General features: G+C 58.8%; 16 protein-coding genes. 7 read left to right on the top strand and 9 right to left on the bottom strand.

What is annotated here, in order from left to right:
* Positions 1-27: 27 nt before the first annotated feature.
* Positions 28-369: a gamma-glutamylcyclotransferase family protein gene (locus tag C1N56_RS20800; RefSeq protein ID WP_136547798.1), complete on the bottom strand. Its 342-nt coding sequence runs from the start codon at positions 367-369 to the stop codon at positions 28-30.
* A gap of 214 nt (positions 370-583) precedes the next feature.
* Here C1N56_RS20800 and C1N56_RS20795 point away from each other — a divergent pair, with 214 nt between their 5' ends.
* Entirely contained in the window at positions 584-1,603 is a 1,020-nt protein-coding gene (locus C1N56_RS20795; RefSeq protein ID WP_394517703.1) for an MBL fold metallo-hydrolase, read from the top strand.
* A gap of 42 nt (positions 1,604-1,645) precedes the next feature.
* Here the strand turns inward: C1N56_RS20795 and C1N56_RS20790 are convergent, their stop codons facing one another.
* The gene (locus C1N56_RS20790; RefSeq protein WP_088517637.1) at positions 1,646-2,182 is read right to left on the bottom strand and encodes an RNA polymerase sigma factor; all 537 of its coding nucleotides are present in this window, start codon (positions 2,180-2,182) and stop codon (positions 1,646-1,648) included.
* A gap of 5 nt (positions 2,183-2,187) precedes the next feature.
* Positions 2,188-2,634, bottom strand: coding sequence for a hypothetical protein (locus C1N56_RS20785; RefSeq protein WP_150059052.1), 447 nt, complete (start codon positions 2,632-2,634; stop codon positions 2,188-2,190).
* Between the two features lie 173 nt (positions 2,635-2,807).
* Between C1N56_RS20785 and C1N56_RS20780 the strand changes: the two genes are divergently transcribed.
* Entirely contained in the window at positions 2,808-3,392 is a 585-nt protein-coding gene (locus tag C1N56_RS20780) for a TetR/AcrR family transcriptional regulator (protein ID WP_021509474.1), read from the top strand.
* 10 nt (positions 3,393-3,402) lie between these two features.
* On the opposite strand, the gene C1N56_RS20775 is transcribed toward C1N56_RS20780, so the two are convergent.
* Entirely contained in the window at positions 3,403-6,909 is a 3,507-nt protein-coding gene (locus C1N56_RS20775) for a response regulator (protein ID WP_394517702.1), read from the bottom strand.
* A complete protein-coding gene (locus C1N56_RS20770) occupies positions 6,909-7,532 on the bottom strand; it encodes a response regulator (protein WP_394517701.1) in 624 nt (207 codons plus the stop codon). Before C1N56_RS20770 ends, C1N56_RS20775 begins: the two co-directional genes overlap by 1 nt.
* 504 nt (positions 7,533-8,036) lie before the next feature.
* On the opposite strand from C1N56_RS20770, the gene C1N56_RS20765 reads away from it, so the two are divergent.
* From C1N56_RS20765 to C1N56_RS20750, 4 genes are all read left to right on the top strand, one after another.
* A complete protein-coding gene (locus C1N56_RS20765; RefSeq protein ID WP_394517700.1) occupies positions 8,037-8,330 on the top strand; it encodes a hypothetical protein in 294 nt (97 codons plus the stop codon).
* An 18-nt stretch (positions 8,331-8,348) separates the two neighbouring features.
* Positions 8,349-11,654 (top strand): autotransporter outer membrane beta-barrel domain-containing protein, encoded by a 3,306-nt coding sequence (locus C1N56_RS20760; protein ID WP_394517699.1) that lies wholly within the window; start codon positions 8,349-8,351, stop codon positions 11,652-11,654.
* 355 nt (positions 11,655-12,009) lie between these two features.
* A complete protein-coding gene (locus C1N56_RS20755; RefSeq protein ID WP_394517698.1) occupies positions 12,010-15,384 on the top strand; it encodes an autotransporter outer membrane beta-barrel domain-containing protein in 3,375 nt (1,124 codons plus the stop codon).
* Positions 15,385-15,456: 72 nt separating this feature from the next.
* Complete coding sequence (locus tag C1N56_RS20750; RefSeq protein ID WP_058758774.1) at positions 15,457-15,882, top strand: thiol-disulfide oxidoreductase DCC family protein; 426 nt, start codon at positions 15,457-15,459, stop codon at positions 15,880-15,882.
* Here the strand turns inward: C1N56_RS20750 and arsC are convergent.
* The 3 genes from arsC to C1N56_RS20735 form a co-directional block, all read right to left on the bottom strand.
* Positions 15,879-16,307, bottom strand: coding sequence for an arsenate reductase (glutaredoxin) (gene arsC, locus C1N56_RS20745; RefSeq protein ID WP_058770138.1), 429 nt, complete (start codon positions 16,305-16,307; stop codon positions 15,879-15,881). The two genes, C1N56_RS20750 and arsC, sit on opposite strands and share 4 nt — an antisense overlap.
* A 17-nt stretch (positions 16,308-16,324) precedes the next feature.
* Positions 16,325-17,608: an arsenic transporter gene (locus C1N56_RS20740; RefSeq protein ID WP_127834867.1), complete on the bottom strand. Its 1,284-nt coding sequence runs from the start codon at positions 17,606-17,608 to the stop codon at positions 16,325-16,327.
* Between the two features lie 69 nt (positions 17,609-17,677).
* Positions 17,678-18,031, bottom strand: coding sequence for a metalloregulator ArsR/SmtB family transcription factor (locus C1N56_RS20735; RefSeq protein ID WP_021509466.1), 354 nt, complete (start codon positions 18,029-18,031; stop codon positions 17,678-17,680).
* A gap of 348 nt (positions 18,032-18,379) precedes the next feature.
* Here C1N56_RS20735 and C1N56_RS20730 point away from each other — a divergent pair, with 348 nt between their 5' ends.
* Positions 18,380-19,675, top strand: coding sequence for an MFS transporter (locus C1N56_RS20730; protein WP_021509465.1), 1,296 nt, complete (start codon positions 18,380-18,382; stop codon positions 19,673-19,675).
* Here C1N56_RS20730 and C1N56_RS20725 read toward each other — a convergent pair.
* On the bottom strand, positions 19,672-20,571 hold the full coding sequence (locus C1N56_RS20725) for a LysR family transcriptional regulator (RefSeq protein WP_058775038.1): 900 nt from the start codon (positions 20,569-20,571) through the stop codon (positions 19,672-19,674). The genes C1N56_RS20730 and C1N56_RS20725 overlap by 4 nt on opposite strands.
* Between the last annotated feature and the right edge of the window lie 59 nt (positions 20,572-20,630).

The raw sequence follows: 20,630 nt of genomic DNA, 5'->3' as shown, positions 1-20,630 counted from the left end.
GAGGATCAGTTTAGGCAAGGTGCGAGGTTAGCGCGCGGCGTCCTGCTGTGGCTGCAGCTGATAAATCCACGCCGTCCGCTGCTGGCCGTCGGCCGTGGTGACCTCAACCGGCACCCGTTCGTAACCATCCTCAAACTCATCCAGCATCGGCCAGTGCAGCGCTAGCCGGTCCGAGATGAACAGATAACCCGGCACGCGCGGGCCGTGCTCATCAAGTACGATGCCGGGAAAATCGGCCGCCGCGCCCCAGCCGTTGGCATAGTAAGTGCCGGCGACCGTCCCTGCCAGCCACTCACCGCCGATGTTTTCCAGGATATGCGCATTGCACTGGCCCGGCTGCAGCGTGCCGTAAACGAAAAGCGTGTTCATTTTCCCTCGTAAAATCATGCAAAAGCGCTACTTTACCTGCCTGCTGCCGCCGTGTCATCCGCCAGGGAAAGGCCACACCGGCAGCGAAATTCTGCGTTACCGGTTGTGCGATGGCTCGTAATGTGAGGACGCGCGCGGCATAAAACGGTTAACGTAGCCGCAGATGTTTACCGCTGCTGCCAGCCAGCTTTCTCTTTTTCGAGGTATCCGCGCTATGTTGAAGGGTTCCAGCCTCTGCCGGGGTGCAATCAGGGAGTATCCGCACTCCGCTCAGTTTGATGGCAAAAAGTTTCGCAATGTCCAGCCGCGTCAGTCGCTGAGCTTTGGCGACTACCGCAAAATGCTGTGGGATTTCCTGTTCAATAAACCGAAAGATACCCAGCCGCCGGCCGCGCTGCCGGTGCAGCCCATCACGGCCGCCGCGCTGGCACAGGCCGCGCCGAACAGCGTCTTTCGCCTCGGCCACTCTTCGCTGTTGCTGAAGCTCAATGGCCAGTTCTGGCTGACCGATCCGGTATTCGCCGAGCGCGCGTCGCCCTTTAAGCGACTGGGACCAAAGCGCTTTCAGCCAGCGCCGATTGCCGTGGCCGATCTGCCGCCGATCGAAGGCATTATTTTGTCGCACGATCATTACGATCATCTCGATTACCACACCATCATGCAGCTGAAAGATCGGGTGAAGCACTTTCTCACGCCGCTCGGCGTCGGCGATTTGCTGATTAAGTGGGGCGTTGCGCCGGAGAAAGTCACCCAGCTCGACTGGTGGCAGTCGCGGGATATCGGCGGCATCCACTTTGTCGCGACGCCGTCGCAGCACTTTTCCGGACGTGGCTTGTTCGACAGCAACAAACGGTTGTGGTGTTCGTGGACGCTGATTTCTGACCAGTTCCGCCTGTTTTTTGGCGGTGACTCCGGTTACTTCGACGGTTTCAAAGCGATTGGCCGGAAATACGGTCCGTTTGATGCGGCGTTTCTGGAAAACGGCGCTTACGATGCGCGCTGGGCCGACATTCATATGCTGCCGCAGGACACGCTGCGCGCGTTTCAGGACCTCAACGCGCGCTGGCTGTTTCCGGTTCACAACGCGGCTTTTGATTTAGCTTTTCACCGCTGGGACGATCCGTTTACCCAAATCGTCCAGCTGGCGGCGGAGCATCAGGTTGCACTGTGTCTGCCGATGCTGGGCGAGGGCGTCGATCTGTTACAGCCGCAGTCCACCGCGGCCTGGTGGTAAAGCACGCAACCCGATGGCCGTTTGGCTATCGGGTTGTGCAGGTCAGGCAGTGAGTTCATCGTACAGGCTGCGCAGCCGGGTGCGCAGAAACAGAACCGCTTTATGTTTGCGCGACAGCAGCGCCTGCACGCTGTCGCCGCTTTCGGCGGCCAGATCCTGATAGCTGAAGCCGAGCAGCTCGGTCTTTTCAAATACCTCGCGCTGCGCAGCAGGCAGTTCCGCGAGCGCATCGTCCAGCTCTTCCCACAGCAGCGTCTTCAGATACTCATCCTCCGGCGTCTGCGCCACGCCAAACAGCGTTTCGGCAATTTCATCCTCGGGAAAATCTTCGTCTCCGGCGGCGTTAAATAGCGAGAGTTCGCGTTTTTTTCGCGATCGATCGGTAATCTCGTTGCGCGCGGCGCGAAACAGCCAGGCGCTGACGTTCTCCACCGGCTGTTCCACCTGCAGCAGTTTCCAGCTGATCTCCTGCAGGATATCTTCGGCCTCATCGTGCCGCTCGCTGCGGCCGCGAATAAAGGCGCTGAGCTTAGTGCGGCAGGCGCTGAGGGCCGCCAGCAGCCGCGAATCCTGCGCCATGCCGTTTACTCTGCATCCGGGGATTTGGCGGGCGCATCGTCCGCGGGCGGGCGCGGATCGTCACGCTGGCTACGGCGATCGTGCCAGTCACAGCGTCCGCCATGATGACCACGGCCGCCAAACCGCTCGCGCCGCTGCTGCATAAAGGCTTCGCGCTGCTCCGGCGTCATCTGCATCCAGCGCTCATGCATGCGGCGACGCGCCATGCCAAACATACCGGGATGGAAGCCCAGCCCGCCAAACAGGATGCGACACAGCACCAGCAGTCCCAGCGCCTGCCAGAAGCCAATACTTTTTACGCCGGTCAGTTCCGGCAGCAGCGCATTCCACAGCGACATCACCAGCAGGCCAAGGGCAGCAAACAGCACCACGCCGAGCAGCAGCGGTTTAGCCATGCGGTGATGACCAAAGCGGTGACCACGGGGATGCTGATGCCTGTCAAAATCTCTCATAGGGGTTCCTCATTACGGTGACAGAATAGGTTGGTGATGAGGTAGACGAATCAGCGATGAAAATATTGCTGAAAAAATAAAAAAAGTGCGCGCTGCGCGTCAGGCCGCTGGCTTGACTTCTTCCCTGCCTGCCAGTAGGTTGACCGATCTCTGTTGTTCTACCGGATTGCGTTATGACTGCCCGTTCCTCTAAAGCCCGCGAAATCATGGCCTGCACCCGCCAGTTGCTCACCGCCGGCGGCTATAAAAGCTTTAGCTATGCCGATATTGCCGCCCAAGTGGATATCCGCAAGGCCAGCATCCACCATCATTTTCCCGGCAAAGCCGATTTGGTGAAAGCGGTGGTAGAGGAATATCGTGCTGAGGCGCAGGCGGGCATGCAGGCGATGGATGAACAGATCAACGATCCGCTGAACGAAGTGAAAGCCTACGTCGATTACTGGGCGCACTGCATTAAAGAGGGAACTTCGCCTTTCTGCATCTGCGCGATGCTGGCGGCGGAAATGCCCACGCTGCCGCCGGATGTTGCCACGGAAGTCAGCGGCCACTTCAGCGATCTCTCCGGCTGGTTAGCGCGCCAGCTGAGTAAAGGCGCCGCCAGCGGCGTTTTCCAGCTCAGCGACAGCGCTGAAAACGAAGCCAAAACGCTGATGGCCAGCGTGCACGGCGCGATGCTGGCGGCGCGGGCATTTAATAACGCCGGGATGTTTGAGCAGATTACTCATCCGCTGCTGCATAAGCTGATCAAAACCGCCTGACGGCGCACAATCAGTGCGCGCCGGCCTGGGCGGATGTGGTTTGATTACGGAACGAAGCTTCCATCCTCTCCACCAGCGTTAGCGCTTCCCGTAAATGCAGCAGGATAATTTCCCGGTCCTCCTGCATTTCCGCCAGCTCTTCCAGCATCTCGCACTGCTCCGTCAGCTGACGGATGCCGGTGACGCGCAGCGATCCGGTGATGCGATGAAACAGGCTGGCGGCAGTGGCGAGATCGCCGCTTTGCACCACGTCAATCGCCTGCGTCAGATCGGTGCGTGCTTCATTAATCACGATGTCGAGAAAATCCGCGATCGCGCCGGGGCTGTTGGGCATATATTTCTCGATTTCGGCGATATCCACCCAGTCAGAAAAATCATCACCGACCGACAACGCGCTGGCGCTGTGAATCTGGCTCAGAATCGTAGTTAACTGCGCCAGCTTAACCGGCCGGAACACGCATTCGTTCATCCCCGCTTCGAGACAGCGCTGACGCTCGGACTGCTGCGCGTTGGCGGTGATGCCGATGATGTAAGTGCTCTTATCTTCCCGGCGGATGTTGCGCGTCATGTCCAGACCGTTCATCACCGGCATATTGCAATCGGTAATGATCACGTCCGGCTTCTGCTGCCGCCACTGCGCCAGGCCTTCTTCACCGTTGTTCGCTTCGCGGAAACTATGACCTAACAGCGTCAGCTGACGCGAAATCAGCAGGCGGTTGGCCGGATGATCGTCAATGATCAGCACATTCAGCGCGACCTGCGGCGCAGCGGGCAACGGTTCCGCGACCGGAGACGGCAGCGGGGTAGCGATATCACGCACGCTGACCGGCACGGCGACGTTGAGCACGGTGCCGACGCCGGGTTCGCTCTCCAGAGAAATGCTGCCGCCCATCAGGCGGGTGATCTCCTGGCAGATAAACAGGCCCAGCCCGGTGCCGGCGTTATCCGACAGGCCGGCCTGTTCGAACGGGCGGAACAGCGCATTTTGCGCTGCTTTATCGATGCCGCGTCCGGTATCGGCCACCTGGATCCGCAGCTCGGTATGGCTCTCCAGCGGCGTCAGACCCACCGTCACCTTCACTTCACCCTGATCGGTGAACTTGACGGCGTTACCCACCAGGTTAGACAGCACCTGGCGTACGCGACTGGCATCGCAAAACAGATCGTCATCGCCGACCGGCAGCATCAGGTTCAGGTTGATGCCTTTTTGCCGCGCCAGGCCGTCGAAGGCACAGATCACCGGACGCACCAGCGCATGCAGGCTGACCCACTGCGGCTGCAGCGTCATGCGTCCCGACTCAATTTTCGCCATATCCAGAATATCACCGACGATATCCATCAGGCTGACCGCCGCTTCGTGCGCTACGCGAATCAGTTCGGTATCGGCGCGGCCTTCCTGCGTCTGCAGTTCCAGCAGGCCAATCACCGCGCTGAGCGGCGTGCGAATTTCATGGCTCATGGTGGCGAGGAAGTCGCTTTTGCTCTGGCTGGCCAGCTCAGTGGCTTCGCGCGCCAGCGAGAGATCTTCCAGCAATTGCAGGTAGTCGGTGACATCCTGCCAGCCGCAAATCAGCCCGCCGCTGCCGACTTCATCGCCGGTGTACGACGTCATCCAGTGACGGATATGGCGCTTCTGCCGCCCGTCATCAATAACAAATTCTGCTTCTTCCGGAATGTCGCCGGGCTGGATGTTTTTGTCGATCTGCTGCCACACGTGATAGAGCGGATGGCGACAGTCATATAGCGAATAGCCCAGATGGGTTTGCTCTTCCGGGGTGAAAAACTGGGTAAACGCCGGATTGGTGTGCACGATCATCCCATCCAGCGAGGCCACATAAAACGGCCGCGGCGGACCATTGATCAGGCGATCGCGCAGCTGAATTTCCTGGCGCAGCAGCGCTTTGGTGCGGCGCGTACGTTTGACCTGCCGCATCAGCAGCACCGCCCAGACAAAGGTGACGGCGATGATGGTGGCTGCGCCCAGCGCGCCGACATAAAATTCTTTGCGGTACAGCTTCCAGGTGTCGAAATGCGCAGCGGGCGTCGCCTGCCAGTGGGTTAATACATCGGTCATCATGCCGGCCGGAATCGCGGCCAGCGCTTTGTTCATGATGTCCTGCAGCTCCGGCTCGCTGCGGCTGACGCCAAAGGCGATAGCGGCTTCCTGCGCCGGTTTCAGCTCGGTTAACCGCAGTTTGCCGGGATAAAGACCTTCGGAGAGATAGCGCGCGCCCACCAGCGTATTAATGGTGGCGTCGGTTTGCCCATCCGCCACCCACTGCATCGCCAGGCTGGGATTGCCAACATAATCGACTGACACATCAGGATATTTTTTCAGAAACCAGTGGGAGGCATCCTGCTCGCGCACCAGCGCGGCGCGTTTTGGCGGCGCATCCTGCGCGGCCGTGTTGGTCACCAGCACTTCCGGCGTGAACATAAACGGTGTGGTCATCAAAAAGTCACGGCTGCGCTGCTGGCTCCAGATCAGCGGTGCGGCAATCGTCACATCGCCGCGTTTCATCCGCGCGGCCAGATCGCGACTGTCGCTGATCTCCACAAAGTTGAAGCTCAGCCCGGTGCGCATTTCGATCAGGTTGAGCAACTCCGGCACGATGCCGGTGATTTCGCCCTGCGCGTTTTTAATAAAGAACGGTGCCACCAGGTCCGTGACCGCCATATTGATTTGGTTGTGCGTCTGCCGCCAGGCCTGCTCGGTGGGCGTCAGTGCCAGCGGCGTGGTGACAAAGCGCGTGATGTTGGCGATATCCCAGCGTGCAGCAATGATCTCACCGGCCGCGTGGCGCTGCAGGGCATCAAACGCAATGCGCATCGCCCGCGCCAGTACGTGTTCTTTGCTGTTGACCACAAAGCGATACGGCGAGCTGAGATCGGGCAGAATGTGATCGATGGTCAGCGTATTCAGGTAGTTGCGTTCAATCAGGTAATAGGCTTCTACCGCCGGCACATCGGCATAGGGCAGCGTGCCCATCGCGACCTGCGGCAGCTGGCTGTAGGGAGAGGTTATCGCCGGGCCGGGTAAAAACTCCTGACCGGCCAGCGGGTTACTGCTGCTGCGCACCACCCGAACCGGGCTGGCTTTCAGCGCGGTTACGCTGATGGTGTCGTTGACATGCGCGGGCACCGCCTCACCGGCCGGCACAAATATCATATCCAGCTCTTCGCGCGCCAGCGCGGCAAAGGCTTCGGGCGCGGTGTCGTAATGTTTGACGCGAAAACTGATACCCAGGCTGTGCAGCGCAGCATAAGCCGCATCGGGAATGTAGCCAAACACTCTTCCTTCTGGATTGGTGCGCAGCATCGGGGGCCGATCCGGCCCATAAATGCCAATCACGCTGTCGCGCTTTTGCCCCAGCCAGTGCCAGTCGTCGTCATTGAGCATCGGCGCGGGCAGAGCCGGCAAATCGTTGGGCTGATAGTTTAGCTGCTGCACCGCAGCGTGCAGTGGGGCGATCAGCAGCAGCGCGCAGCACAGCGCATACAGGGAAAAGAGTCGCATCAGTTAATCTGGTTCCGGCGAGTGAAATCGAGTAAATCCTTTTGATTTTTCAGCGATAACTTCTCCATCAGTCTGGCTTTATAGGTGCTGACCGTTTTATTGCTGAGCTTCATACGGTTGGCAATTTTGACAATCTCGGTGCCTTCACCGAGGTAGCGCAGCACTTCGTATTCGCGATGCGACAGCAGCAGCAGCTTGTCGCTGTCCTGCACCAGCTGATCGCCCTCCGCCTGATGACTCAGGCGCAGCGGGAAAAAACCATAGCCGGACAGCACCGCGTCGACGGCATGGGCCAGATCATTGAGGTTGTTTTTTTTACTGATAAAGCCATTGGCACCGGCTTTTTTACTCTCATAAGCATAAAACTCTGCGTTTTTCCCGCTCATGACAATCACCGGGATTAACGATCCGGCGGTGCGAAGGTTCTTAACCGCTTCAATACCACCAATGCCGGGCAGATCAATATCAATAATTGCCGCATCGGCACTCTTCTCTTTGACCAGGCTAAATATATTGTCGCCGTCGCCAGCCTCTGCTGAAACACGATGTCCGGCATTTTCCAGCACCAGCCGTATCGCCACGCGCACAATAGGATGATCATCAACAATAACAAAGTTAGCCATACGCACTGCCTTTCTCTTAATTAATCTGAGCACGCTCGTTCAAAAGCACACTTATATAACGGCATCTTAATCAACTCAAGACCATTCTGTTTGCAGGTGTTTATTTTTAAATGTAGTCCATAACTTACAGCTGATTACTGACTGTCTTATTTACAATATTAAAATCTCGCCTGCGACTTTTCTGCTTAGCATAAAGATTATTCACTAAGGATAAACGGCGCGAGTTTATTAAACTTAAGTGCTGAAGATTAAAGGTTCGTAAGTTTTTAAAAAGTTAACATAGCATCTGAGGGCGAAAAAATTAGTTATTAAATAACAGTGGTTTGCCGTAACTCTTTGAATGGTTGATGTTATGGGTAAGTTATGAGATCTGCGCCAAGTGAATTATTTGATAAATAAATTGGTCGTTGTTGTTGTATTTAGGTGATAAACCAGACATGCAGTAATTCGGGTAAATGAATAAACGCTGAATTAACCATGCTGCATTGCGGGTTGCAATGGGAGATGTGGCGTTTATTCTCTGCGCACTCAGGTTGCGCGGAAGCATTGTTTTTGAGTTATTTAAATTTCAAGGTGAGCAAACCTGTAGTCCTCAGCCTACAGCGTAACCTGATGGTTTTTATTTGTCTGGCGATTAGTTTTGAGACAGGTCTTAAAGAGGTCAAGACCTGTCTCAACGTTAGAATTCAGCCCAATCCCGTAGCTTTAATTATTTTGCGGCATCAGGTGGTGGGGAAAATTCTTATCGCATCGCCGCCGTTTAAACCGTTAGGTCGTATCCGTCCGGGTTCGACATAATCAGAATCAGGAAAAAGCATGAACAAAAATTATCGTGTTATCTGGAATTATGCCCAGCAATGTTATGTCGTGGCCTCGGAACTGGCGCGCGGCAAAGTGAAGTCTTCCTGCTCTGGTGCAGCGACAAATAAATCATCACTGATTATTGGCGCGCTGGGCTCGGCGCTGCTGCTGGCCGGTTCACCGGCGGCGCTGGCCTCTTCTCATGGCGCAATGGTAAACGGCCCTGAGGATAAGCTGGAACTGAGCAACCAGACGCTGCAGGCGACCGGTAACGATCGTTATGGGCTGCTGGTGCAGAATGGCGGGCAGGCCAGCGCCACGGATGTCATCGTGCTCAATGATGGCAATAACGGCTACGGTGTATTCTCCACCCTTGCGTCTTCTGCGATTGAGATGACGCGCGGCAGCGTGCAAACCACGGGCGATGGCGGCTACGGCGTGGTCGCCAGCCTGACCGGCACATTAAAACTTGATGGCACCCGTGTAGAAACCAGCGGAAAAACCGCCTACGGCGCCTACGCTTCTTCGGCCGGTATCATTAACAGCCAGAACGCAGACTATATAACGCACGGCGACAGTGCCTATGGTGTTTATTCGCGCGCTGCGGGTTCGCTGATCGATATCACAGGCGGCAGCGTCACCACCAGTGGCACCAAGGCTTATGGTTTGGTGGCGGGTTCCGGCGGCAGCCTGACTGCGGATGGCGTAAATGTGGTCACCCATGGCGACCAGTCCTTTGGTGTTTTTGCTAACCTGGCCGGGACAGAAGTTACGCTGGCAGGCGGAGCAGTAACGACCAGCGGTACCAATGCCTACGGTCTGGCAGCGATTTCCGGTGGCAAACTCAACGCCAGCGGCGTGCAGGTTGCGACCGGCGGGCAGGATGCCCACGGTCTGTACGTCGGTGGCTCGGGGACGATGACCGCCTCAGATGCCCACGTCAGCACTTCTGGCCGGAATGCACACGGCGGCTACGCCAGCGGCGAGGGTTCTGTGCTCAACGTGGACAACAGTACATTTGTGGTTACTGGCACCGGTGCTAATGGCCTGCTTGCAGATCCAAAATCGACGCTGAATGCGTCGAACTCTGAAATAGAAGTTACCGGCAATGGTTCAGGCGTGGCCGCCAGTGGTTCCGGAACGGTGCTCAGTCTCTCTGACAGCCGAATCAACATCGGCCAGAATGGCGGATACGCTGCTTTAAGCAATTACAGTGCAACCACCAACCTGAAAAACGTTAATATTATCACTGATGCGGACAATGCAGCCCTGGCTCCAGGATATTCAGGCAATATCAATGCTGAGAATGTTTCCATACTGGCGCGCAGCGGCGGTTACGGCATTGAAGTTCAGGACGGAGGCACATTTAAGGGTAATAACGTTACCATTGAAAAAAGCGGCACAGATTCTCAAGGCTTTAACGCAGCCATCAACATGCTGAATTTATATTATCCGGATCCACGGAATACTCTTTCCCTGAGCGATTCCGATATTAATGTGTCCGGCGAAAACGCCACCGGTATTCTATCGCAGTATCAAACCACGCTGGCGGATATAAAACTGGCGAATACCGCCATCACCGCGACCGGCGGCACCGCCGTCAACGTGCTGACCGGCACCAGCATGCATATCGACGCCGATAATTCGCTGCTGAGCGGCAGCATGCTGCTGAAAACCGGCTATGACACAGCAGAAGGTTCAACCGCCGGCTCGGTGGTGCTGAACGGCAGCAACCACTCGCTGTTCGTCGGTGACGTGGACATCGACCGCAGCCAGACCGCCGACAGCCAGATCAACCTGAGCGGCAGCTCGGTGTGGACCGGTGCCTCCAGCGGCCTGAATACGCTGACGCTGAACGACAACAGCCAGTGGAATATCATGGACAACAGCAGCGTCGATGCGCTGACCGCGAACAACAGCGTGATCAACGTGGCGCACAACACCGCGAACTTCACGGTGCTGACTGTTAACGGCAACTACACGGCGGACAACGCCACGCTGGTGATGAATGCGGCGCTGGGCGGCGACACCTCGGCCACCGACCGGCTGCACGTGCTGGGTGACGTCAACGGCAACACCGACGTGGTGGTGAACAACGCCGGCGGCAGCGGCGCGCAGACCATTCAGGGCCTGCAACTGATTCAGGTGGACGGCGCGACCAACGGCGAATTCCGTCAGAAAGGGCGTATTGTCGCCGGTGCCTATGACTACAACCTGGTAAAAGGCGCGGATCAGCACGGCTGGTATCTGGTGAGCGACAAAAACGGCAGCGAGACCGATCCGGTTAATACCGATCCGGTGACCGCACCGGGCGAAGGCACCGGCGGTGACATCATCGCGCCGCCGGCGGAGCAGCACAATATGATCGTGCGCCCGGAAGCGGCGAGCTACAGCGCCAACATCGCGGCGGCCAACACGCTGTTCGCCACCAGCATGGACGACCGCCCGGGCGTCACGCAGTACACGGACGCGAACGGCCGGCAGCAGCACACCCGCCTGTGGCTGCGCAACAGCGGCGGTCACAACCATCAGAAAGACAGCAGCGGCCAGCTGAAAACCGACACCAGCCGCTACGCCATCCAGCTGGGCGGCGACGTGGCGACCGGCACGCTGCACGGCACGGACAGCCTGCGCCTCGGCGCGATGGCCGGCTACGGCAACGCGCAGAGCAAATCGCGCTCGGCGGTGAGCGGCTATCAGTCGCGCGGTCAGGTGCACGGCTACAACCTGGGTATTTACGGTACCTGGCAGCAGAACGCGGCGGCGCGCAGCGGCGCGTTTATCGACAGCACGCTGAGCTACAGCTGGTTCGACAACAGCATCAAGGGCGAGGACATCGGCGAGGAGTCCTACAAGTCGAAGGGCATCCTGGCGTCGCTCGCCGGCGGCTATAGCGCCGAAGTGGCGACGCTCTCCGAGTCGACCGGCTTCTGGCTGCGTCCGCAGGCGATGCTGAACTGGCAGGGCGTGAAGGGCGATGACCTGACGGAAGGCAACGGCACCCGCGTGCGCGGCACCGGCGAAAATAACCTGCAGAGCCACGTCGGCGTGCGCGCCTCACTGCGCTCTGCGCTGGACCAGGGGCGCAGCGTGGAGCCGTACGTCGAGGCCAGCTGGGTGCACAACACCCGCGCGCTGGGCACCTCAATGAACGGCGTTACCATCCATCAGGCCGGTACGCGCAACGCCGGTGAGCTGAAGCTGGGCGTCGACGCCACGCTGAACGCCAACGTCAACCTGTGGGGCGGCGTAGCGCAGCAGCTGAGCAGCCACAGCTACAGCGACACCAGCGCCATCGCCGGCGTGAAGGTCAGCTTCTGATGAACAACGGCTCCCGCCACGGGGGCCGTTTTTTTATGCCCGCCCGCGTTCTCCGCTTTTGTTTACTGCTCACCTGACGTGTTAACACAGCATTTATTGATCTGGAACATAGCGCGGCGACTTACTTTTTGTAGTCCTGTGACTACAGCCGTATTCCGGTGCTCTCATATTCACCCTTCCGCGATTTTGCGAATATTTTCCCATCAGCCGCTCTGGCAGAGATTAATTAAGGCCGGTCAGACAGCGCGTCACCGTAAATAGCGTGATGGCTGTGTATTCCGCGCCTGTCCGTTAATAACCGCTTATTCCGCTTATTGCCGGAAGGGATTGATTTAACCTGAATCAGGAAAAGAGTATGAACAAGAGCTATCGCGTTATCTGGAATTATGCCCTGCAATGTTATGTCGTCACCTCGGAACTGGCGCGCGGCAAAGTCAAATCATCCTGCTCCGGCAAAACGGCGAATAAATCAGCACTGATCGGCGGCGCGCTGGGCTCGGCGCTGCTGCTGGCCGGTTCACCGGCGGCGCTGGCGGCCAACGGTGCCACCATCAGCGATCCGGCGCAGCCGGTTGAACTGAATAATCAGACGCTGCAGGCGACCGGTGACAAAGCCTATGGACTGCTGGTGCAGAATGGCGGCAAGGCAAGCGCCACGGATGTGACGGTGCTGAATGCGGGCACCAGCGGCTACGGTGTGTTTTCCACCGCCGGCGCTGCCTCTGCGGAGATGACGCGCGGCAGCGTGACCACCACCGGCACCGGCGGCTACGGTGTGGTGGCCAGCCTGACCGGCGCGGTGAAGACCAACGGCACAAAGGTGGAAACCTCCGGGCAGGGTGCCCATGCCGCCTACGCCTCTTCGGCAGGTATCATCAACAGCACTGACACCGACTATGTCACTCACGGCGACGGCGCGTACGGTGCTTATTCCCGCGCAGCGGGTTCGCTGATCGATCTGACCGGCGGCAGCGTCACCACCAGCGGCAATAAAGCCTACGGCCTGGTGGCGGGTAACGGTAGCAAACTCAATGCCAGTGGTGTGGCTGTTATCACCCGTGGTGACGATTCATCGGGAGTTTTTAGTAATTTGGCCAGCACAGAGGTCACTCTGGAAGGCGGCAGCGTCACCACCAGCGGCATCAAAGCCTACGGCCTGGCTGCGGGTTCCGGTGGCAAACTTAACACCAGCGGCGTGCAGGTAACCACCAGCGGCGACCAGTCGAATGGCGTGACAGCTAACAATGCCGGTACGGAAGTTAATCTGGATAACAGCAAGGTTACAACCGCCGGAGCAAGTGCATTTGGTGTTTATGCCGGCGGCGCTTCAACCGTAAGCGTCAGTAACGTGCAGGTCAGCACCGCTGGCAAAAATGCTTACGGCGGCTATGCCAGCGGCGAAGGTTCAGTACTGAATGTGGATAACAGTACGTTTGCGGTCAGTGGCGCAGGTGCTAATGGTCTGACGGCGGATTCAAAATCGGCTCTTAATGCGTCAAATACTGCGATAAAAGTCACTGGTAACGGCATGGGCGTGCTGGCGTCAGGAACCGGAACGAAGTTGAATCTCTCCGACAGCCAGATAGAAACGGGACCTGACGCTTCAATCGCGGTCCATGCCAGATATAGCAGCACCGCGAATCTGAAAAATATCGACATCATTTCGGACGCAAAAAGCGCAGCTGCCCTGGCTTCAGCTTTCTCCGCGACAATGAATGCTGAAAATGTTTCCGTGCAGAAGCGCAGCGGCGGTTACGGTATTGAAGTGCAGGACGGTAGCACATTTAATGGAGATAAGATTACCATTGATAAAACGGGTTCTGATGCTGAAGGATTCAACGCAGCAATCAACTTAGTGAACTTACTTCATCCGGATCTGAGCAATAGCCTGTCCCTGACCAGTTCAGAGATTAATGTTTCCGGCGAAAACGCCACAGGTATTCAATCGCAGTATCAGACAACGCTGGCGGATATAAAACTGGCGAATACCGCCATCACCGCGACCGACGGCACCGCCGTCAACGTGCTGACCGGCACCAGCATGAACATTGACGCCGACAACTCGGTGCTGAGCGGCAGCACGCTGCTGAAAACCGGCTATAACACCGCACAAGGTTCAACCGCCGGCTCGGTGGTCCTGAACGGCAGCAACCACTCGCTGTTTGAAGGCAACGTAGACATTGACCGCAGCCAGACCACCGACAGCCAGATCAACCTGAGCGGCAGCTCGGCGTGGACCGGTGCGTCATCCGGCCTGCACACGCTGACGCTCAGCGACAACAGCCAGTGGAACATCACCGGCAACAGCAGCGTCGACGCGCTGAGCGCCAGCAACAGTACGCTGAACTTCACCCACGACGGCGCCGGCTTCAGCACCCTGACGGTCAACGGTAACTACAGCGGCGACAACAGCACGCTGGTGATGAACGCGGCGCTGGGCGACGACAGCTCGGCGACGGATAAACTTCACATCCTCGGCGACAGCAGCGGCAGCACCGACGTGGTGGTCAACAACGCCGGCGGCAGCGGCGCGCAGACTATCCAGGGCCTGAACATCATTCAGGTGGACGGCGCTAACAACGGCGAGTTCCGTCAGAAAGGGCGTATTGTCGCCGGTGCCTATGACTACAACCTGGTGAAGGGCGCGGATCAGCACGGCTGGTATCTGGTGAGCGATAAAAACGGCAGCGAGCCCGATCCGGTGGTGACGCCGGGCGAAGGCGAGGGCGGCCAGATCGTCGAGCCGCCGGTAAATCAGCACAACATGATCGTGCGTCCGGAAGCGGCGAGCTACAGCGCCAACCTGGCGGCGGCCAACACGCTGTTTACCACCGGCATGGACGACCGTCCGGCGGAAACCTTCTTCACCGACGCGAACGGCCAGCAGCAGAGCACGCGCCTGTGGCTGCACAACAGCGCCGGCCACAGCCGGGTAAAAGACAGCAGCGGCCAGCTGAAGTCCGACACCAACCGCTACGCCATCCAGCTGGGCGGCGACGTGGCGAGCGGCACGCTGACCGGCAGCGACAGCCTGCGCCTCGGCGCGATGGCCGGCTACGGCAACGCGCAGAGCAAGTCGCGCTCGGCGGTGAGCGGCTACCAGTCACGTGGTCAGGTGAACGGCTACAGCCTGGGCGTGTACGGTAGCTGGCAGCAGAATGCGGCAGAGCAGAGCGGCGCGTTCGTCGACAGCTCGCTGAGCTACGGCTGGTTTAACAACAGCGTGAAGGGCGACGACATCGGCCAGCAGTCGTACAAATCCAAAGGCATCAGCGCGTCGCTGGCCGGCGGCTACCGCGCACAGGTGGCAACGCTGAGCGACAGCACCAGCCTGTGGCTGCGTCCGCAGGCGCAGCTGAACTGGCAGGGCGTGAAGGCGGACGACGTGAAAGAGCAGAACGGCAGCCGCGTGCAGGCCACCGGCCAGGACAACCTGCAGAGCCGCCTCGGCGTGCGCGCCTCGCTGCGCACGCTGCTGGACCCGCAGTCGCAGAGCGCCATCGAGCCGTACGCCGAGGCCAACTGGCTGCACAACAGCAAGGCGTTCGGCACCGCGCTGAACGGCGTCAACATTCAGCAAGCGGGCACGCGTAACGCCGCCGAGGTGAAGCTGGGCGTGGACGCGCGGCTGAACGCGAACGTCAATCTGTGGGGCGGCGTGGCGCAGCAGCTGGGCAACCACAGCTACAGCGACACCAGCGCGGTGGCGGGCGTGAAAGTCAGCTTCTGATAAGTGACATATAATTAAACCGGTGGGGCGTGTCGCCTCACCGGTTTTTTGTATCTGCAATGCGGAGGTCAGGTGTCATCATCCGTACAACCCGAGTCCGGCCAGCCTATCATTCTTTATGATGGACAATGCAAGCTGTGCAATGCCTGGGTAATTTTTCTGCTGCGCCACCGTCTGCCGCGCGATTATCACTTTGCGGCGATCCAGAGCGAGCGCGGCAAACAGCTGCTGCAGCGCGCCGGATTACCGCACGATAACATCCGCACTATCGTGTTACTGCGCGATGGGCAGCACTGGCTGCGCGCGCAGGCCATCTGTCGCATTATGTACTCGCTGCCCTGGCCGTGGCGCGCCTGTGGCGTTCTGCGTTATCTGCCGGACGGGCTCACTAACCTGATCTACAACCTGATTGCCCGCAATCGCTATCGCCTGTTTGGCCGTTATGACCAGGTACACGCGATTGAAGCAGATTATCCCGGACGATTTCTGACCGACTAAAGACTGACGCGCCGGCCCTGCGCATCAATCACCACCTCACCATCCTCTTTAGTAAACGGACCGCGCTGCGCATCGGGCAGGATATCCAGCACCTGCTCAGAAGGACGGCACAGACGCGTTCCCAGTGGCGTCACCACAATCGGGCGGTTGATGAGAATCGGCTGCGCCAGCATGGCATCCAGCAGTTGCTCATCGCTCAGCGTTTCACGTACGGGCCCCAGCGCCTGCCAGGCGTCGGTGTTTTGACGCACCAGCGCGCGCAGACCAATCCCCATGGCGTCGATCAATTGCTGCAGCGTTTCACGCGTGGGTGGCGTAACCAGATAAAGCACAATGGTGGGCTCGACGCCGCTGTTGCGAATCAGTGCCAGCGTATTGCGCGAGGTGCCGCAGTCCGGGTTGTGATAGATCGTAATGTTAGTCATTGTCAGTCTCTTAACGGTCAGAGGGAAAGGCGCAGCGCCAGAGCTGCCAGCGTCACGGCCAGCACCGGTAACGTCAGGGTGATGCCGACGCGAAAATAGTAGCCCCAGCTGATGCGAATCTCTTTTTGCGCCAGCACGTGCAGCCATAGCAGCGTTGCCAGACTGCCAATCGGCGTGATTTTCGGACCCAGATCGCAGCCGATAATGTTGGCGTAAATCATCGCCTCGCGCACTACGCCCTGCGCCGTGCTGGCATCAATCGCCAGGGCGCCCACCAGCACCGTCGGCATATTATTCATGATGGAGGAGAGCAGGGCGCTGAAGAAGCCGGTGGCAAACGTTGCGCCCCACAGGCCAGTGGAAGAAAAATCGTTGAGCAAGCCGGTGAGCCAGACGGTCAGCCCGGCGTTGCGCAAACCATACACCACCAGGTACATGCCGAGCGAAAACACCACAATCTGCCACGGAGCGCTGCGCAGCACTTTACGCGTATCAATCACCTGACCCCTCCGCGCCACCAGCCACAGCATCAGTGCGCCTGCGGCGGCCACGGCACTCACCGGTACGCCCAGCGGCTCAAGGGCAAAAAAGCCAGCCAGCAATAAGAGCAGCACCAGCCACCCCGCGCGGAAAGTAGCTCGATCCCGAATTGCCGCCGCAGGCGACGTCAGCCGGGCGCGATCGTAGCTGAGCGGTAGCTCTTTGCGGAAAAACAGGTGCAGCATCAGCAATGTCGCCAGCACCGCCGCCAGCGTGACCGGCACCATCACAGCGGCGTAATCGCCAAAGCCGATCCGGAAATAGTCGGCCGAGACGATGTTAACCAGATTGGACACCACCAGCGGCAGGCTGGCGGTATCGGCGATGAACCCGGCCGCCATGACAAACGCCAGCGTGGCCCCCCGGCTGAAACCCAGCGCCAGCAGCATCGCGATCACGATAGGCGTCAGAATCAGCGCGGCTCCGTCATTGGCAAACAGCGCGGCGACTGCGGCGCCCAGCAGGATAATAAAGGAGAACAATTTTTTACCGCTGCCACCGCCCCAGCGCGCCACGTGCAGTGCCGCCCAGGCAAAAAAGCCGGCCTCATCAAGCAGCAGGCTGATGATGATCACCGCGATAAAGGTGGCGGTGGCGTTCCAGACAATCTGCCACACCGCCGGGATATCGCCGGGATGCACCACGCCCGTCAGTAGCGCCAGAAGCGCGCCGGCGCTGGCACTCCAGCCAATGCCCAGCCCGCGCGGTTGCCAGATCACCAGCAGTAAAGTAATGGCGAAAATAGTCCCTGCCAGTAACATGTTTCCTCCGGAAAGTCAGGTTGTGTTCGTTTCATATATGGTAAATCGAATATGTATGGGTAAAATTTTTTACAGACACACCGCCCGGCCATCGGTGGTCAGCTGGTCACGCTGCACCGGCAGCAGCAGGGCATGGATCGCATCGCGCTGGCATTGCCATGCCTGTTCGATCACCGTCGCTGCCCACACCGGCATATGTGGCGAAAGGCGATAGTGGATCCACTTGCCGTCACGACGATCGCTCAGCAAACCGCTGTTGCGTAGCAGCGCCAGATGACGGGAAATCTTCGGCTGCGGCAGTTGCAGAATGGCAGACAGCTCGCACACGCACAGCTCCTGACGTTCTTTCAGCAGCAGCACCAGCGTCAGACGCGTCTCATCGGAAAGGTTTTTAAACAGCTGCAGTGGCGTTAGCGGCGACATAATCCCTCCTGAATGGAAAGCAAACAGTGTGGTGCGGCGACGTGATGAAGTCAACTACATATGCGAAAAAAGAGATGTGTTTATCCTGTGATGCGCCAGGCTCACCGTGAGCGGCTTGAAGCTGGTCACAAATCTGTATTGTGGTGCCCGCGGGCCTGAGCGGAGTAAAAACGGGGCTGGCTTTGTTAACTCATTGTTAATATTGAGGGTGGCCCGTTGCCGGCAGCGATTAATGCGCCGCACGCATCACGCCATGCGTTTATTGCGCTTATTAACCTTAACGTTCTGATCCAGTCTTCCGAAGCAGGCGCGATTGATAACAGCGCCAAGGACAAACTGGAGATACTTATGCATTCCTCTGCCTTACCGATGACCACCCGAGCCCGGGTTGGCGCTATTTTCCGCGTCACCTCCGGCAACTTCCTCGAACAGTTTGATTTCTTTCTGTTCGGTTTCTATGCCACCTATATCGCGCACACCTTTTTCCCCGCCAGCAGCGAATTCGCGTCGCTGATGATGACCTTTGCGGTGTTCGGTGCCGGCTTCCTGATGCGGCCGATTGGTGCGATTGTGCTGGGCGCTTATATCGATAAGGTTGGCCGGCGCAAAGGGCTGATCGTCACGCTGTCGATCATGGCGGCGGGCACCTTCCTGATTGTGCTGATTCCGTCGTACCAGTCGATTGGCCTGTGGGCGCCGCTGCTGGTGCTGATTGGTCGTCTGCTGCAGGGCTTCTCGGCCGGGGCAGAATTGGGTGGCGTGTCGGTTTATCTGGCAGAGATTGCCACGCCGGGGCGCAAGGGTTTCTACACCAGCTGGCAATCCGGCAGTCAGCAGGTTGCCATCATGGTCGCGGCCGCGATGGGCTTCGCGCTCAATGCCGCGCTGGAGCAGAGCGCCATCAGCGCCTGGGGCTGGCGTATTCCGTTCCTGTTTGGCTGCCTGATCGTGCCGTTTATCTTTATTCTGCGTCGCCGTCTGGAGGAGACGCAGGAGTTCAGCGCGCGCCGTCATCATCTGGATATGCGTCAGGTATTTAGCACGCTGTTGCAGAACTGGCCGGTGGTGATTGCCGGGATGCTGATGGTGGCGATGACCACCACCGCGTTCTACCTCATTACCGTCTATGCGCCCACCTTCGGCAAAAAAGTGCTGATGCTGAGCGCCTCGGACAGCCTGCTGGTGACGCTGCTGGTGGCGATCTCCAACTTCATCTGGCTGCCAATTGGCGGTGCGCTGTCGGACCGCTTTGGGCGTAAACCGGTGTTGCTGGCGATGACGCTGCTGGCGCTGGCGACCGCCTATCCGGCACTGACGCTGCTGGCGCAGACGCCGACCTTCAGCATGATGCTGAGCGTGCTGCTGTGGCTGTCGTTTATTTACGGCCTGTATAACGGTGCAATGATCCCGGCGCTGACCGAAGTGATGCCGGCAGAAGTGCGCGTCGCCGGTTTCTCGCTGGCCTACAGCCTGGCCACCGCGCTGTTTGGCGGCTTCACGCCGGTGGTGTCTACCGCGCTGATCGAATACACCGGCGATAAGGCGTCACCGGGCTACTGGATGAGCTTTGCGGCGATTTGCGCGCTGCTGGCGACGCTGTACCTGTATCGCCGCCGCGCGCTGACGTTGCAAACCGCGCGTTAAGCGTGCTGAGACTGTTCGATAATCAGCTTTTCCAGCTCCGCAGCGACGTAAGATTGCATACGTCCGCTGCGGCGAATTAATCCCACCGAACGGGTGACCTGCGGATCGGTCAGCGCCAGCTGGCGCAGCAGCGGATGCCCGTTCGCTGGCATCGACATCGCGGGCACGGCAGCAATGCCGATGCCCGCTTCTACCATCCCCAGCAGCGTCGTGACATGGCGCGTTTCGCAGATACTTTGCCGGGCGGGCGTGAGATGCGCCAGCGCACTGTCCAGCAGATTGCGGTTGCCGGACACCTTATCCAGCGCCACATAATCCTGCGCAAAATACTCCTGCCAGCTGAGCTGCTGGCGCGTCGCCAGCGGATGATCGTGGCGACAGGCGGCGACGTAAACATCTTCCACCAGCGGTGTGAAGGTCAGCTCCGGCGGTAGATTACGCGCAAAACAGATACCGAAATCGGCCTGTCCGCTGCTCACCGCATCCATCACGTTGCCGACGCTGCTATCAATCAGCTTGATGCGCACGCGCGGGTAACGCGCCTGAAAGCGGCGGATCACCTCCGGCATAAAATAGTAAGCGCCCGAGGGCACGGTAGCGACGGTGATCAGGCCGGTGCGATCCTGGCTGGCGCGCTCGACGTCGGCCAGCATCGATTCGACATTATCCAGCAACTGCTCCGAGCGCTGAGCAAAGTTCTGGCCATACAGCGTCAGCGTGACGCGCCGCGTGGTGCGGTCAAACAGCCGGGTGCCGAGCGCCGCTTCCAGCTTCTCAATTCTGCGGCTGAGCGCTGACTGCGACAGGCAGATTGACTCCGCCGCCAGACGAAAGTTGCCGTACTCCACCAGCGCGCGGAAGGCGTAGAGATCGTTGAGGTCAAAATTGACGGGCATAACCGCGACTATCCTGCGTAATAACGCCAGCACACTGCGCCGCTGACGTTAAAAAGTTG

The sequence above is a fragment of the Pantoea sp. SGAir0175 genome (assembly GCF_043547855.1).
The sequence above is the reverse complement of the archived record's forward strand: the minus strand, read 5'-3'. Positions and strand labels throughout refer to the sequence as shown.